The organism is Paraburkholderia bengalensis, assembly GCF_037126505.1.
GTDB lineage: Bacteria > Pseudomonadota > Gammaproteobacteria > Burkholderiales > Burkholderiaceae > Paraburkholderia > Paraburkholderia bengalensis.
Genome location: NZ_JACFYJ010000028.1, coordinates 1 through 13,715, shown reverse-complemented (window position 1 = coordinate 13,715; position 13,715 = coordinate 1). Strand labels below are relative to the sequence as shown.

The window sequence follows — 13,715 nt, the reverse complement described above, 5'->3', positions numbered from 1 at the left end:
GCAAGGAGAACGTCATGCTTAGCTCCCCAGCGAACTGCCACGACCCGACCGCGCCCAACGGCGAGCGAACCGGCGTCATCGGTTCCATTCGCAGGAAAATTGACACCGGTATCGTACAAAAGATGTTTGCAAACAAAACGATTCTGTTGTCGTCGGCGGTCACTTCGGGGCGAGTTTCTCACCGGTCCAGCGCACGATTTCACTGGCCAGGATGGGGGAGCGGAAGAAAGCAGCCCGGCAGTACGACGATGCGAGCCGAACTGCTGGACAGTTTGCCGATAGCAGTGGTTGCGCTCGATGAGCGAGACACAATTGCATATGCGAACGCGGGCGCAATCGAACTATTCGGCTATCAGGGGAGGGACATGCGTGGCATGCCGGCGGGCGTCCTGTTCCCTGCAACACGCGCTGATTCGCTGCCGTCAGTTCACAGGGGTCTGGCTGCAAGCGACGATCGCGAGAGAAGTGCAATAACGGTCGCCGCCAGGAAGGCAAACAATGCAGAATTTCTTGCGGAATTGACGGCCAACGCATGTGATATTGACGGGGTTCATGTACGCCTGATCATCATTGTCGATCGCAGTGAACGGTACGAGCTATACCGTAGCGCACAGGAACTGGCGCATCTCGCGCGCGTTTCATCGCTCGGTGAAATGGCGGGATCGCTTGCGCATGAACTGAATCAGCCTCTTACGGCAATATTGAGCAACGCACAAGCGGTACAGCACTTTATCGAAAAAGACCCGATCAACCTTCGTGAAGTACGGGAAACCTTGCAGGACATTGTCGCTGACAACTGTCGCGCAAGTGAAATCATTCGACGAATCCGTTCGTTGGTCAGAAAGGGAGAAGTTGAAAATCACAGCCTGGATATGGGCAATCTGATTCGCGAGGTGGTCACGCTGGTACATAGCGACGCGATCGTTCGCGGCATCAAGACGAAGATACATATCGACGATCACCTTCCGCCCGTGCGCGGTGACAAGGTACAGCTCCAGCAGGTTCTACTCAACCTCCTCCTGAATGCCTTCGAGGCCGCGTGCGACAGTCCGCGCTCCGATCGCACGGTAGCGCTCGACGTCGTACCGGACGGGGGGGAACGCGATCCTGATCGCCGTGCGCGATCGGGGTCCCGGGATGACGGTGGACCAGCTCGACACAATCTTCAAGCCGTTTGTTACATCGAAGCCGAACGGATTGGGACTCGGCCTCTCAATCAGTCGCAAGATCGTGCTGATGCACGGAGGGTCGATCTGGGCAGAAAGCGACCCGGACTGCGGTGCCACTTTCTATGTCAATCTTCCAGCTGGGCGCACTGCGGGTAAATCCCCGGCGTGCGATGAATCGTGAACTGCGCAAAACGGGTGTTCATCGTCGACGATGACGGACTTGTTCGTCGTGCTCTATGTCGACTTCTTGGCGCGATGGGCTATGAGGCGGAAGCCTTCGATACCGCCCAGTCGTTTCTGGACAATGCCGATCTCGCGGCTGGGCCAGCCTGCCTCGTCCTGGATCTGCAGCTTCCTGATATGAGCGGCCTCGAAGTGCAGCGCCGGCTAGACATGAGACTACCTATCGTCTTCATTACCGGCCACGGCGACATCGGCAAAAGCGTCGATGCGATGAAAGCTGGGGCCACCGATTTCCTGACCAAACCGATCGATGGCGGAGTGTTGGTCGAAGCGATAAAACGGGCGCTATGTCACGCGAAGAAGGCGTTCGACGATCGCCGTGAACAGGAACATATTCAATCGCGCCTGGCAACGCTTACCCCGCGAGAACGGGAAGTGATGACCCATGTCGTCGCTGGTCGTTTGAACAAGCAGGTGGCCGACAACCTCGGTATTGCAGAGGCGACGATCAAGATACATCGTGCGCGGGTGATGACAAAGATGCAGGCAGAATCACTGGCTGATCTGATCCATCTCGTGGACAAGGCAGGCGAGCGGGCATTCGCGAACCCTGCCCCTCGGGTCTAGAATCAGGGCAGCCGGTAACCTTATTTTGAAGCGTGTTCTTATGTCATGAGAGGTCGACGAAAATGTCGATCCGCGATCAATGCAAAGCACGAGCCCATATGTTGCAATAGTGGACGATGACGCCTCGGTGTGCCGGGCGATCAGGCGCCTGCTTTTATCGATCGATATCGAAGCCGACATCTTTATCAGTGGCGAGGAATTTTTGAGTGCGTGGTCAAAAAAGCCGGCTCGCTCGCCCGCGTGCGTGCTTCTCGACATTCATATGCCAGGGAAGAATGGGTTGGAGATACAACGGCAATTGTCTGGCAGTGGGATTTCGGTGATTATCATGACGGCGTTTGACGAAATCGGGCTACATCAACAAGCACTCTGTTCGGGCGCGGCAGGATATCTTCGAAAGCCGTTTTCTGAGTCGATACTTTTGAGTACGGTGAAGACTGCGTTGCAGGAGGCCGCTTCTTCGGAAACAAAAATCTAAAGATCTTCGCGGGCGCGAGGCGCCTCCCGTGCGACTTCCAATACAGCGATCCCCTCGCGGCCTCGTGCTGCACCATAAAGAGATTTTCAGATCTTAGATGCTCGCATATTAAAAGCTAATGTACTGAATAGCCCGGCAGAATATGACATCTCGGGTATTGCGGGTATCAGACCATGGTTCTATAGCGCTGTCTCCGTGGCCCGCATAATCTTCCAAAGGTAGTGATAGCGCGGCCTGCGCACCTGACAGGGAGCTTGAGATGCTCGGATTTGAACTCGGGTTCTGGGATTACGTGACATTTGCCACGGCATTCCTCGCTGGCGGTGCCGGCATTCTCACCTACATCTGGATTGCGGGCTTGCCGGGACGCATTGCGTTGGCCCGCCACCATCCGGAAGCCGAAGCGGTGAAGCTCATGGGATGGGCAGGACTGCTGCCCACGATCTTGCCGTGGATTCAGGCATTCATTTGGGCCTTCAAACCTACGGACGTCATCGATATCCGGCGTTTCCCACGCGAGGAAGCTCGTGCGATCGAGGAGGAACACGCACGCCTGAGGGGCGTGGCTCCTCCCCCACCCAAAGAACCCCGAAGCGATGCACGGCACACAGACGATAGCAAAGCTAAACGCTGAGGGAGGCAATGCATGCTACTCGGATTTGTACTGCTATTCGCCTATGGCTTCGTCGTCTGGCTGGTTTTCTTCAAGTTCCGTTGGCTCAGGTTCACCATTGGCTGGGGCTTCTTCTCCACGTTCTTCGTGCTGCATCTTGGCATCATATTTCTGGTGGGGCTGCGCTACGTCACTCCCGCGTCAACAGAGGCGCGCGTCATCCAGCACACGATCCAGCTCACGCCGCGCCTGTCGGAGCCGACACTCGTCACGGCCGTACTCGTGCAACCCAATGTTCACGTCAAACAGGGAACACCGTTGTTCCAGTTCGACCGGCGCGTATACGAGGACAAAGTGAAGCAGTTGGAAGCGCAGCTCGCGCAAGCGAAGCAGAACGTACTGGTAATGAAATCCGACGTTCAGGTGGCAACCGAGAAGATCGACAGGCTGAAGAGCGAACTCGAGTACGCCAATTACCAGGAGAAGCTCTCTGCCTCCCTGGCGAAGCGGGGCGCGGGACCAGAGGAGGATGCGCAGAAGTGGCACGCACAGGTAGCGGCGAATATCGCTGCAATCAAGGAAGCGCAGGCTGAGAAAGAGCGTGCGCTGCTCCAGTTCCAATCCGAAATCGGCGGCGTGAATACCACGGTGTCGTCGATCGAAGCCGAACTCGATCAGGCGCGCTTTTACCTCGACAACACCCTGATGGTCGCTCCGGAGGATGGCTACATCATCAATCTGCAGGTGCGGCCCGGGATGGTGTCGGGCGACATTCGCTTCGGCGCGATTGCATCGTTTGTCTGCGATGCCGATCGTTTCGTTTTGGCGCAATTCTTCCAGGAGAATCTGAAGTATGTGAAGCCGGGGCAGCCGGTAGAAGTCGCATTGGATCTCTATCCCGGGCAGATCTGGCCAGGCAAGGTCGCGGCAATCTGGCAAGGAAGCGGCGCGGGACAAATGCTCCCAAGCGGTGCGTTGCCGAATTTCAACGCTGTACCTGGTGAGACCCCACAAGGACAGTTCGCGGTTGCAATCACACTCGACGATCCTGACCAGACCAAATTCCCGATCGGTACGCAGGGGCGTGCAGCCATCTACACGAGCGCGGGCAGCAGCTTCGACGTACTACGTAAAGTCGCGATCCGGTCCTACACGTGGTACAACTGGCTGTATCCATTTTCACCATGATGCGCGCGCGGTCATTAAACGTTGTGCTGGTTGCAGCGCTGACCGCCGGATGTGCGTTGGCGCCGCCACCGCAGCATAGTGAGCTCGTGGACGAGGCCTTGCCCAAAGGCACGAGCATCCCGCCGGCCTGGGCATCGGATGCGAATGCCGACCCAGTTGACGACGGCTGGTTGAAATCACTAGACGATCCAATACTCAATGCGATCGTCGCTGAAGCGCTCGCCAACAACCTCGATTTGCGGCAGGCGGCCGACCGTGTGACGATCGCGCAGCAATCTGTCATTGTCGCGGGCGCACAATTGTGGCCGCAGATCGGTGCAGCAGCAGGCGGGCGAACCACGCATGACTTCGACCACAACAACGACTCGAATACCTCGATCGTTTTGGGCACTGTCGCGTGGGAAATCGATGTCTGGGGCAAACTGCGCGCCCGGCGAGCCGCGGCGGTGGCGGGGTATGAGGCGACAGCGCTTGATTACGCGTACGCGCGACAGTCCCTGGCCGCAACGGTGGCGCAGGCGTGGTACCTCGCGATCGAAGCGAGACAGTTGCTCGCACTCGCTGAATATTCGGTCAATATCTATGTCCAGTTGCTTGACCTCGTTTCGACACGGCGCTCTGCGGGCAAGGATTCGGACCTCGACGTGGCCGACATGCGCGCCAAACTCGAAACGGCCCGCAGTTCCGTCGAGGCCGCACGCCAGTCCTATGGCGACTCAAGGCGCGCGCTTGAGGTGCTGCTCGGCCGCTATCCGGCCGCCGAAATCGACGTCGCGACAACCTATCCTCTCTTGCCACCCCCTCCAGCGGCTGGGCTGCCCGCAGCCTTGCTCGAACGGCGACCCGACCTCATCGCTGCCGAGCGTGAGGTGCTGGCCGCATTTCGTCAGGAGGAAGTGGCGAAGCTGGCGCTGCTGCCTGATTTCTCTTTCTCGTTTACGGGTGGACGGCTCGGTGATCCCCTCTTTTCCTTAATGAGCCTCAATCCGTGGCTGGTGACCGCCGCGATCGGCGCATCTATTCCGATCTTTACGGGCGGTGCGCTGCAAGCCGAGGTCAAGATTGCGACTGCGCAACAGCAACAGGCAGTCGGTCACTACGGCAGCGTTGTGCTAGTCGCATTTCGCGAGGTTGAGGATTCTCTCGCTAATGAGGTGCTGCTGGCGAAACGATTGCCACTCGAAAAGACCGCTGTCGACGCGCGCACCGAAGCCGTGCGAATCGCGACGTTGCAGTACAAGGCGGGTCGCCGAGACCTCTTATGGGTCTCGAATTTGCAGACGGCTGAGCTGGACAGCCAGGCGGCCCTCATCAAGTTATGGGGCCTGCAGCGCAGAAACCGCATTCGCTTGTATCTCGCGCTCGGGGGAAGCTTCGACTCGACGCCGTCGAAAGCGGTATCGCAGTGACGCGTAGCGCAGACGTTGCATTTGCTGCATAGGCACCGTCGATGACTGACTATCGATCAGCAGCGTAATTCGGCTCAGCGGTCATGTCCTGACGAAGTCAGTAGTACTTTGTGCGCGACGCTTTGAGCCTGTGCGAAGCCCACAACCCGTCCGTCGCCCCACAATGCCGTCGCGCTCTTCGGCCCTCATTGGCGCTCGTCGCTGCACCATGCGCGAGTGCACCGGCGTCCAGGATAGCTCAGCTGCTTGTCAACGCGACAAGTTTGGCAGACCTACCTTAACCGGGCAGCAGTGCTCGTCGAGGGTATCTCACCAAAGTCTTATATCGAAACGGGTTATGGCGTTCTAGTGTTTAAGGGTGTCCCGGAACGCATGGATGCCATGGTGCTCTTACTGGACCCTCCGCCATGACTAGACAGAAGCCGTTTGTTGCGGTAGTCGACGACGATACCTCGGTGAATCGCGCGATCCGGAGACTACTGCGCTCGATGGGCGTTGCTGCGGATAGATTTCGCACCGGAGACGAACTGTTGGAGACGATGCGCTCCATTCCTTCATATCGTCCGGGATGCGTAATCCTCGATGTTCAAATGCCGGGCACGAACGGACTGGAAATCCAGCAACGCCTCGTGGCGTTCGGGGCTCCCGTTATTTTCACGACGTCCCACGAAGGTGTCATCGAACGTGACAAGGCGCTGGCGGCGGGTGCGATTGCCTATATCAGAAGGCCATTCGATGACGAGTTGTTTATCAAGGCAGTGCGCGCAGCATTCGCATCAGCACGCAAATAGCGATATTGCGGGCAGGAAGAGAGTGATGGTGCAGCGCTAACGCTATAGCAAGGGATCACACGGTGTTCTTGCGAAGCGTTATCGAAAATTTGACGGGTGTCGCGTCATAAATCGAGGAGTTTTCTCATTTGTGATCGGAGAATGTGTCATGAAAAGATTCCTGCGTTCCATTGTGTCAATTCCTGCTTTGCTGATTGCCTTAGGGTGTTCGACCGAGCAGATGTTGTCTTCAGGAGGTGGAGACCCGCAACTCGAGCAGGCCGCGCGTACGGAACTGGATAAGCTGTATAGCACGACGCCCAAGGCGAAAGAGCTTCAGGGGCATGCCAAAGCGGTTCTGATATTCCCGACCATCTACAAGGCGGGCTTCCTCGTTGGCGCACAGGGAGGAAACGGTGTCATGTTCGATTCCTCCGGAAAGGTGCTCGCATACTACAACGCGACTGCTTTTTCATATGGGCTTCAGGCGGGTGCGCAGGAGTTCTCTGAAGCGATGTTCATGATGAACCAGGACGCAATCAACTACCTCCAGACAAAGAGCGACGGTTGGTCAGTGGGTGTTGGGCCAAGTGTCGTCGTCCTGGATGACGGGGCTGCGAAAGCATTGACTACGACTACGATGCAGTCGGATGTCTATGCGTTTCTGTTTGCACAGGAAGGATTGATGGCCGGCATGGGGGTGCAGGGCCAAAAGATATCGAGGCTCGGACGATAAAGGCGACCAGATGCAAGACAGGGTGGAGAGCATATGGTTACCTTCTTTTTGTACACCGGGTCGTCAAGCAGGTGGGACAACGCGATCGGAAAAGGAAAAAAAGCCGAGCGCACGGTGGTGGCCGCGAGTAGGCAGGAACCTCGCGGCGACACGGGAGTGCAGGCATGAGCAGCGCTCCCCTCATTGCCTGTCACCAGTGCGATCTGTTGCAGCGCCAATCCCCTATCGAGGACAACGGCGCCGCTCGCTGCAGGCGCTGCGGTGCGCCGCTGTACCGCAGCCGTCCCGGTGGACTCGAACAGACGCTCGCGTGCACGTTGGCAGCGCTGGCGACGTTTGCGCTAGCGAATGCGTATCCCGTCGTCGGGCTGTCAGTCAATGGGACGCTTGTTGACACCACATTGCTTGGCGCCGTGCTGGATCTCTACCATGATGGCGTGTGGCCAATCGCAGGTCTGGTTTTTCTGACCACGCTGTTCGTGCCCTTGCTCGACATGCTCGCGTTGCTGTACCTGCTAATGCCGCTGCGTTTCGGCGTCACTCCCCACAGACCCGACATTGCCTTTCGCCTGTTACATCTGGTCGAGCCCTGGTGCATGACGGAAGTATTGATCTTGGGATTGCTGGTAGCGCTGGTCAAGCTTTCGGTCATTGCCACAGTCGTGCCAGGAATTGGACTGTACGCGTTCGGCGTGCAGATGCTGCTGCTCGCCGCGATGTCCTCGCGTTTCGAACCACGCGATATCTGGTTGCGGATCAGTGCGATCAGGAAGTCTGGCGCAACGGCATGTTGGACACCATCCACCGCTTCGGCATCGACCGCGTCTTCAGCCGGCCTTTATGTATGCCATCAATGTGGACTGCTGTCGGCTGCTGCCCGGCTGCATTCGGCGCATTGCCCGCGTTGCCGCGCGCATCTGCATTTCCGCACGCCCGGCAGCATCAGCCGCACATGGGCGTTTCTGCTGGCGGCTGCCGTCCTGTATGTGCCTGCCAACGCGCTGCCGGTGATGGAAACGAGCTCGATATTCGGTGCGGAGAAGGACACGATACTGAGCGGTGTGGTCTACCTCTGGGTATCCGGGTCATGGCCGCTAGCGATCATCGTGTTTGTCGCGAGCATTGCTGTGCCGATGCTGAAGATCATCGCGCTCGTCTTTCTCGTGGTGACGGCTCAGCGTCGCTCGCGATGGATGCAAAGACGCAGGGCGCGCATCTATCGCATCGTCGAACTGGTAGGACGTTGGTCGATGCTCGATATTTATGTCATCACCATGCTGGTGGCGCTCGTCCAGTTCAACGCGTTGGCAACAATTCAGGCAGGGCCGGCTGCAATTGCTTTTGGCGCAGTTGTCGTGCTGACTATGTTTGCAGCGATGTCATTCGACCCGCGGCTGACGTGGGACACCACTGAGGCAGATCATGGACAAGCCGCCCCAGTCTCACGTCGATGATCCGCAGGAACCTGGCGGGCCGGACTTCCCCGCTGTGGAGACGGTCCCTCGGGCCCGCTGGCGCGTGCAGCTGGTGTGGCTCGTGCCGCTTGTCGCCGTTCTGATCGGCGGCTGGCTTGCCATCAAGGCTGTACTCGAACAGGGACCGACCGTCACGATCAGCTTCAACACGGGCGACGGGCTGGAGGCGGGCAAGACCAAGATCAGGTTCAAGAACGTCGAAGTCGGTACAGTCAAGAGAGTGGTGTTATCGGATGACCATACCCGCGTCATCGCGACAGCCGAGATGACCAAGAACGCGTCGGACATGCTGGTGGACGATTCTCGCTTCTGGGTCGTTCGACCGCGCGTTTCGGGCGGCACCGTCTCCGGACTGGGCACGTTGTTGTCGGGCTCGTACGTCAGCATGGACCCCGGCAAGTCGAAAGTCGTGCGGCACGACTTTATCGGTCTCGAGACGCCGCCCGTCATCGCGACGGGCGAGTCAGGACGTGAGTTCGTGCTCAAAGGTGAAGACATGGGATCGCTCGACGTCGGCTCGCCGGTCTTCTTCCGTCGCCTGCAGGTCGGCCAGGTGACGTCATACAATCTCGACCCCGATGGCAAAGGCGTCACGCTGCACGTCTTCGTCAATGCGCCCTACGACCGATACGTGACGAAGGGCACGCGATTCTGGCAGGCGAGCGGCATTGACGTGTCGCTCGGTGCGGAAGGTGTTCGCGTCAACACGGAGTCGCTTGTTTCGATTCTCGTCGGTGGACTGGCCTTCCAGACGCCAACGGAATCCGCCACCACCGAGCAGGCCGCCGCGCGCAGTGAATTTGTCCTGTACCCGGACCGTGCCGAAGCGATGAAGCATCCCGACCGGATCGTCGTTCCGTACGTATTCAACTTCAAGGAATCCGTGCGGGGACTCGTCGTGGGTGCGCCCGTCGAATTCCGGGGCATCCCCGTCGGCGAAGTGACGGCCATCAACACGCGCTTCGATCGCGCAAGGAACGAGTTCAGCATTCCCGTCGAAGTGCATCTATATCCAGAGCGCTTTACGTCGCGTTATGCATCGGGAGAGAGAGGCGGCAGGCTCACGTCCCAACCGGAGAAGCTCGCACAGATACTCGTGGACCGGGGTTTGCGCGGGCAATTGCGCACGGGCAGTCTGCTGACGGGGCAGCTGTATATTGCGCTGGACTTCTTCCCGGACGCGCCGAAAGCCACCGTTGACTTTGCTTCGAATCCGCCAGAACTGCCGACGGTTCCCGGCGGCCTTCAATCCCTGCAGGACTCGGTCTCGAGTCTGCTCGCCAGGCTGAACAAGGTGCCATTCGAGGGTATCGGTAACAACGCGCGGCAGACTCTTGCGGACGCCGACAAGCTCTTGAAGGCCCTTGACTCAGGGATCGTCCCCGACGCACGTGCCACGCTGGCTGCAGCCCGCAATGCGATCGACTCGGCCAACGGCGCACTTCAGCCAGATAGCGTGCTGACGCAGAACACCGTGGAGACGATGCGCGAAATGTCGCGCGCGGCCGCTGCGTTGCGTACGCTTGCCGACTACCTTGAACGCCATCCGGAGGCGGTATTGAGAGGCAAGACGGAGGGCGAAAAATGATGCGCCTTGTTAGCCGTCGAATGTTGATGGCCGTGTCGATGATCGTGGTGGGGGCGTGCGCGAGATCGCCGCGCTCGGAGTTCTACACGTTGAGCGCCGAGCCGATGGACCGCCTCGTTGCAGCCGCGGCGCCGGCAGCGATCGTGATCGACACCGTTACTGTGCCAGACCTGGTCGACCGTCCGCAGCTCGTACTGCGCGTCAGCCAGTCGCAGGTGAGGATCGACGAGTTCGCGCGATGGGCCGAACCACTGAAGAATCAGATTGCCGGCGTGCTTGCGGCCAACCTCGGCGAGCTGTTTCCCGACGCCGTCGTTTTCGGTTTTCCACAGTCGGCGGGTAAGCCGGCTGTTCGGCTGTCGGTCAATGTGCAGGTTTTCGATTCATCCGCAGGACAAGGGACGCAGATGGTTGCATTGTGGTCGATACGCTATCCCGGCGTGACCGGCGCGACCGATGGGAAGATTGCGTTGCATGAACAGGTTAACGGTCCGGGGTACGACGCATTGGTCGACGCGCATAGCCGTGCTCTCGCGATGCTGAGCCGTGAGATCTCGCAAGCGATCATCTCGGGAACGAAAAAATGAAATCCGCTCTGTCAGGTCCGGCATTTTTTTGCCCACATGGTGAAGCACGATGACAGCCAATACGACGGCACTGCCCACGCAGATAGCCGAGAACCTCGGGAAATTCGAACACACCGTGCTTGTATTGCAAGGCGGGGGCGCGTTGGGCGCGTATCAGGCAGGCGTGTTTACGGGGATTACGGAGGTCGGCATTGTTCCCGACTGGATTGTCGGCATCTCGATTGGCGCAATCAACGCGGCGCTCATCGCAGGCAATCCGCCTGAAAGACGGGTCGAGCGGCTGCGCGAGTTCTGGGATCGCGCTTCCGCGCGCACGTCCTTCTTTTCGCATCCTGTGTATGACGCCGCGCGGCCCTGGCTCAATGCATGGAGTGCGGCATCGGTGGTCACGTTAGGCGTGCCCGGATTCTTTGTGCCGCGTATGCCGCCGCCATTCATGGCGGTTCAGGGCGGTGTCGGCGCGCTCAGCTTCTACGACACCCAGCCGCTCAAGAGCACCCTGGAGGAGCTTGTCGACTTCGATCTGATCAATCGCCAGGACGTACGCCTTTCGCTTGGCGCGGTCAATGTGTGCACGGGTGAATCCGTCTACTTCGACAACATCAGAATGCGGATTGCCCCTGAGCACGTGATGGCGAGCGGTGCGCTGCCGCCTGGTTTCCCGCCGGTGCAGATCGATGGGCAATGGTACTGGGATGGCGGAATTTCCTCCAATACGCCGATGTGGTACGTCGTCGATGAGGCGTATCGGGAAAGCGCACTCGTTTTGCAGGTCGATGTGTTCGCCGGCGCGGGGGAATTGCCCAAGAACCTTCAAGAGGTTCAGGAGCGACTGAAGGATATCCAGTATGCGAGCAAAACGCGCTTCAACGCGAAACACGTCCGCAACACAGAGGAGCTAAGAGCGGCGCTGCGTCGTCTGCTGGAGAAGATTCCGGACGCCTTGCGCACCGACCCCGATGTACAGCGCCTGACGGAAGTGAGCACGCGAGGCGCAGTGGCGCTCGTACATTTGACGAACCGTCACGATACCCGATCATCGGATTTCAAGGATTACGAGTTCTCGCGTGCCACGATCGGCGAACTGTGGCAAGGCGGCCTCGATGATGTGCGTGACGGTATCGCGCGACAGGCATGGCAAGACGTAGTGGAGCTTGCGCAAGGAATTCACGTCTACGAATTCACACCGCTCAGTCCGGAAGCGATGAAGCGGCACCCTTCCGGGCCTGGGAGTGACTGAAGAAACTGTTGGAGTTGACGCTATGCGACGTTCTGTCCGATTCCTCGCGGGAATCATGCTCTCGTCTGTATCGGTTGTGGCCTTGAGTGCGCAGCCGATCATCTATCCGGCCCGTGGCCAGAGTGCGGAAAGGCAGCAAATCGACACTCAGGAATGTCACGCATGGGCCCAGAGAACCACGGGTGTCGACCCTGTCGCTGTCGCCGAGCAGATGGCGTACGCGCCTGCGCCGGAACAGCAGCGAGGCGGACTGCTGCGCGGGGCAGGCGGCGGAGCGTTGTTCGGCACCATGGTCGGAGGCGTGGCGGGCGGCCACTGGGGCGAGGGCGCCGGCATCGGCGCGCTGGTCGGCTCGATGGGCATGGGCATGCGAATGCGGCGCGAGCGCCAGCAGGCGGCCATGCAGCAGGAAGGCATGCAGCAGCAGGCATCGGGGCAACTGGCAACCTATAACCGCGCGGTCGCGGCATGCATGACCGGACGCGGCTACACCGTCGAGTAAATGGCGGGCGAACGTCACCCAAGCGCTGGTCGATCAGCCGGCTGCCCTGTTACAGCCTGACCCGTGCACGACATGCAGGAGGACAAGCGATGCGAAAGTTACTGCGGACGACTGCCGCCGCGATTACGGTTTGCGCGGCACCGGCCTGGGTGCTCGGTGCAGACTTTGATGGCAGCAAACCGTTGCTGTGCGCGACGATCGATGCGCATTTCTGCGACATTGGGGAAGTTTGTTACCGCACGCTGCCGGCCATCCTTGGGGCACCCGATTTCGTGCGCCTCAATTTCGCCAGGAAGATGCTGGTCGGTTCACAGCGCAGCACGCCGATCCGCTACATGGAGACGGGCGAAGGGCAATTGATTCTGCAAGGCACCGAGCTGGGCTATGGCTGGAGCATTGCGCTCGACACGAAAACGGGCGGCATATCCGTGACGCTGGTGAACCGCGACGATGTGTTTGTGCTGTTCGGGACGTGCACGCCGTCGTAGCTATGCAGCATGCAGGCCCGGCGGCGCGTCGACTTGCCTGTGCAACCTTAACGGGGAAAGCCCGCGCGGATGTCCTGTCGCGCCCGCTCCTCGCCGTCGCGGATTGCACATTCGGAATCGACGAAGGTTTCTCCTTCGTTGATCCGATAGGCGAGATGGCTTTCATAGACAGGCGCCCCGTCCGACCTCATGATGGCGGCGCACGCTACGTAGCCTGCGATTGCGCGGGAAGAGTCGGCTCCATGGGCTAGTCGAGCGTCGACAATGATCCGGTAGGGCGGTACATCGATCTCCCGGTGCAACGGCGATGACATGATGGCATTCCTGTGGCTGCAAGACGCGAGTCAGCCAGGTGCGTGGCACCGGCCCGGTGTTCCCGATTTTGTCACGCGGTCCAACAGAAGCAATACGACTTTGGTGCAACACAGAAGCCGGATCACGCCGCAACCACACTCGTCCCGCGTCCTGACAAAAACACTCTATACTTTTCTGGCGAGACGCCCGCCGCCAGGTAGGCAGTGCTCTGTGTGAAGCATTCCAGGGGTATCCATCTTTCGGTATTAACTGGAGCAGCACATGAAGAAGTACTTCTTTACCGGCGCCGCGCTGGTCATCCTGACGGGGACTGCGCATGCCCAGAGCAGTGTGACGCTTTACGGCCT

General features: G+C 59.3%; 15 protein-coding genes and 1 pseudogene. 15 read left to right on the top strand and 1 reads right to left on the bottom strand.

The genetic code is table 11. The features are described 5' to 3' along the window. Nucleotides 1-14: 14 nt before the first annotated feature. The 15 genes and pseudogenes from H3V53_RS43660 to H3V53_RS18120 all read left to right on the top strand — a co-directional run. Nucleotides 15-836 (top strand): annotated as a pseudogene (locus H3V53_RS43660) (histidine kinase dimerization/phospho-acceptor domain-containing protein); the annotation flags it as partial. 301 nt (nucleotides 837-1,137) lie between these two features. Next, nucleotides 1,138-1,350 (top strand): ATP-binding protein, encoded by a 213-nt coding sequence (locus H3V53_RS43655; RefSeq protein ID WP_419539518.1) that lies wholly within the window; start codon nucleotides 1,138-1,140, stop codon nucleotides 1,348-1,350. Next, nucleotides 1,344-1,979 (top strand): response regulator, encoded by a 636-nt coding sequence (locus H3V53_RS18180; protein WP_054924533.1) that lies wholly within the window; start codon nucleotides 1,344-1,346, stop codon nucleotides 1,977-1,979. The genes H3V53_RS43655 and H3V53_RS18180 overlap by 7 nt, the downstream gene beginning before the upstream one ends. A gap of 79 nt (nucleotides 1,980-2,058) precedes the next feature. Next, nucleotides 2,059-2,457, top strand: a complete 399-nt coding sequence (locus H3V53_RS18175; RefSeq protein WP_336599142.1) for a response regulator transcription factor — start codon at nucleotides 2,059-2,061, stop codon at nucleotides 2,455-2,457. Nucleotides 2,458-2,716: 259 nt separating this feature from the next. Then, nucleotides 2,717-3,091 carry a DUF3302 domain-containing protein gene (locus H3V53_RS18170; protein ID WP_054924531.1) on the top strand — a complete coding sequence of 125 codons (375 nt, stop codon included), beginning with the start codon at nucleotides 2,717-2,719 and terminating at the stop codon, nucleotides 3,089-3,091. Nucleotides 3,092-3,103: 12 nt separating this feature from the next. Next, entirely contained in the window at nucleotides 3,104-4,258 is a 1,155-nt protein-coding gene (locus H3V53_RS18165) for an HlyD family secretion protein (RefSeq protein ID WP_054924530.1), read from the top strand. Next, nucleotides 4,225-5,667, top strand: coding sequence for a TolC family protein (locus tag H3V53_RS18160; RefSeq protein ID WP_336599141.1), 1,443 nt, complete (start codon nucleotides 4,225-4,227; stop codon nucleotides 5,665-5,667). Before H3V53_RS18165 ends, H3V53_RS18160 begins: the two co-directional genes overlap by 34 nt. Before the next feature lie 407 nt (nucleotides 5,668-6,074). Next, the gene (locus H3V53_RS18155; protein WP_054924528.1) at nucleotides 6,075-6,458 is read left to right on the top strand and encodes a response regulator; all 384 of its coding nucleotides are present in this window, start codon (nucleotides 6,075-6,077) and stop codon (nucleotides 6,456-6,458) included. Between the two features lie 148 nt (nucleotides 6,459-6,606). Further along, the gene (locus tag H3V53_RS18150; RefSeq protein WP_336599140.1) at nucleotides 6,607-7,173 is read left to right on the top strand and encodes a lipid-binding SYLF domain-containing protein; all 567 of its coding nucleotides are present in this window, start codon (nucleotides 6,607-6,609) and stop codon (nucleotides 7,171-7,173) included. A 164-nt stretch (nucleotides 7,174-7,337) separates the two neighbouring features. Beyond that, nucleotides 7,338-8,627, top strand: coding sequence for a paraquat-inducible protein A (locus H3V53_RS18145; protein WP_336599139.1), 1,290 nt, complete (start codon nucleotides 7,338-7,340; stop codon nucleotides 8,625-8,627). Continuing rightward, nucleotides 8,596-10,236 carry a PqiB family protein gene (locus H3V53_RS18140; RefSeq protein WP_336599138.1) on the top strand — a complete coding sequence of 547 codons (1,641 nt, stop codon included), beginning with the start codon at nucleotides 8,596-8,598 and terminating at the stop codon, nucleotides 10,234-10,236. The genes H3V53_RS18145 and H3V53_RS18140 overlap by 32 nt, the downstream gene beginning before the upstream one ends. Before the next feature lie 89 nt (nucleotides 10,237-10,325). Further along, nucleotides 10,326-10,823 (top strand): PqiC family protein, encoded by a 498-nt coding sequence (locus H3V53_RS18135; protein ID WP_336599137.1) that lies wholly within the window; start codon nucleotides 10,326-10,328, stop codon nucleotides 10,821-10,823. A 49-nt stretch (nucleotides 10,824-10,872) separates the two neighbouring features. Then, nucleotides 10,873-12,063: a patatin-like phospholipase family protein gene (locus tag H3V53_RS18130; protein ID WP_336599136.1), complete on the top strand. Its 1,191-nt coding sequence runs from the start codon at nucleotides 10,873-10,875 to the stop codon at nucleotides 12,061-12,063. Between the two features lie 55 nt (nucleotides 12,064-12,118). Next, on the top strand, nucleotides 12,119-12,565 hold the full coding sequence (locus H3V53_RS18125) for a glycine zipper family protein (RefSeq protein ID WP_336599135.1): 447 nt from the start codon (nucleotides 12,119-12,121) through the stop codon (nucleotides 12,563-12,565). 89 nt (nucleotides 12,566-12,654) lie between these two features. Then, the gene (locus tag H3V53_RS18120) at nucleotides 12,655-13,053 is read left to right on the top strand and encodes a hypothetical protein (RefSeq protein WP_336599134.1); all 399 of its coding nucleotides are present in this window, start codon (nucleotides 12,655-12,657) and stop codon (nucleotides 13,051-13,053) included. A 47-nt stretch (nucleotides 13,054-13,100) separates the two neighbouring features. On the opposite strand, the gene H3V53_RS18115 is transcribed toward H3V53_RS18120, so the two are convergent. Continuing rightward, complete coding sequence (locus H3V53_RS18115) at nucleotides 13,101-13,367, bottom strand: hypothetical protein (RefSeq protein ID WP_054927303.1); 267 nt, start codon at nucleotides 13,365-13,367, stop codon at nucleotides 13,101-13,103. Nucleotides 13,368-13,715: the final 348 nt, after the last annotated feature.

Coding starts and splice junctions, on each gene's coding strand:
- H3V53_RS18175 (WP_336599142.1), top strand. CDS start 2,059: ATGCAAAGCACGAGCCCATATGTTGCAATAGTGGACGATGACGCCTCG.
- H3V53_RS43655 (WP_419539518.1), top strand. CDS start 1,138: ATGACGGTGGACCAGCTCGACACAATCTTCAAGCCGTTTGTTACATCG.
- H3V53_RS18125 (WP_336599135.1), top strand. CDS start 12,119: ATGCTCTCGTCTGTATCGGTTGTGGCCTTGAGTGCGCAGCCGATCATC.
- H3V53_RS18150 (WP_336599140.1), top strand. CDS start 6,607: ATGAAAAGATTCCTGCGTTCCATTGTGTCAATTCCTGCTTTGCTGATT.
- H3V53_RS18140 (WP_336599138.1), top strand. CDS start 8,596: ATGGACAAGCCGCCCCAGTCTCACGTCGATGATCCGCAGGAACCTGGC.
- H3V53_RS18155 (WP_054924528.1), top strand. CDS start 6,075: ATGACTAGACAGAAGCCGTTTGTTGCGGTAGTCGACGACGATACCTCG.
- H3V53_RS18145 (WP_336599139.1), top strand. CDS start 7,338: ATGAGCAGCGCTCCCCTCATTGCCTGTCACCAGTGCGATCTGTTGCAG.
- H3V53_RS18115 (WP_054927303.1), bottom strand. CDS start 13,367: ATGTCATCGCCGTTGCACCGGGAGATCGATGTACCGCCCTACCGGATC.
- H3V53_RS18130 (WP_336599136.1), top strand. CDS start 10,873: ATGACAGCCAATACGACGGCACTGCCCACGCAGATAGCCGAGAACCTC.
- H3V53_RS18170 (WP_054924531.1), top strand. CDS start 2,717: ATGCTCGGATTTGAACTCGGGTTCTGGGATTACGTGACATTTGCCACG.
- H3V53_RS18165 (WP_054924530.1), top strand. CDS start 3,104: ATGCTACTCGGATTTGTACTGCTATTCGCCTATGGCTTCGTCGTCTGG.
- H3V53_RS18120 (WP_336599134.1), top strand. CDS start 12,655: ATGCGAAAGTTACTGCGGACGACTGCCGCCGCGATTACGGTTTGCGCG.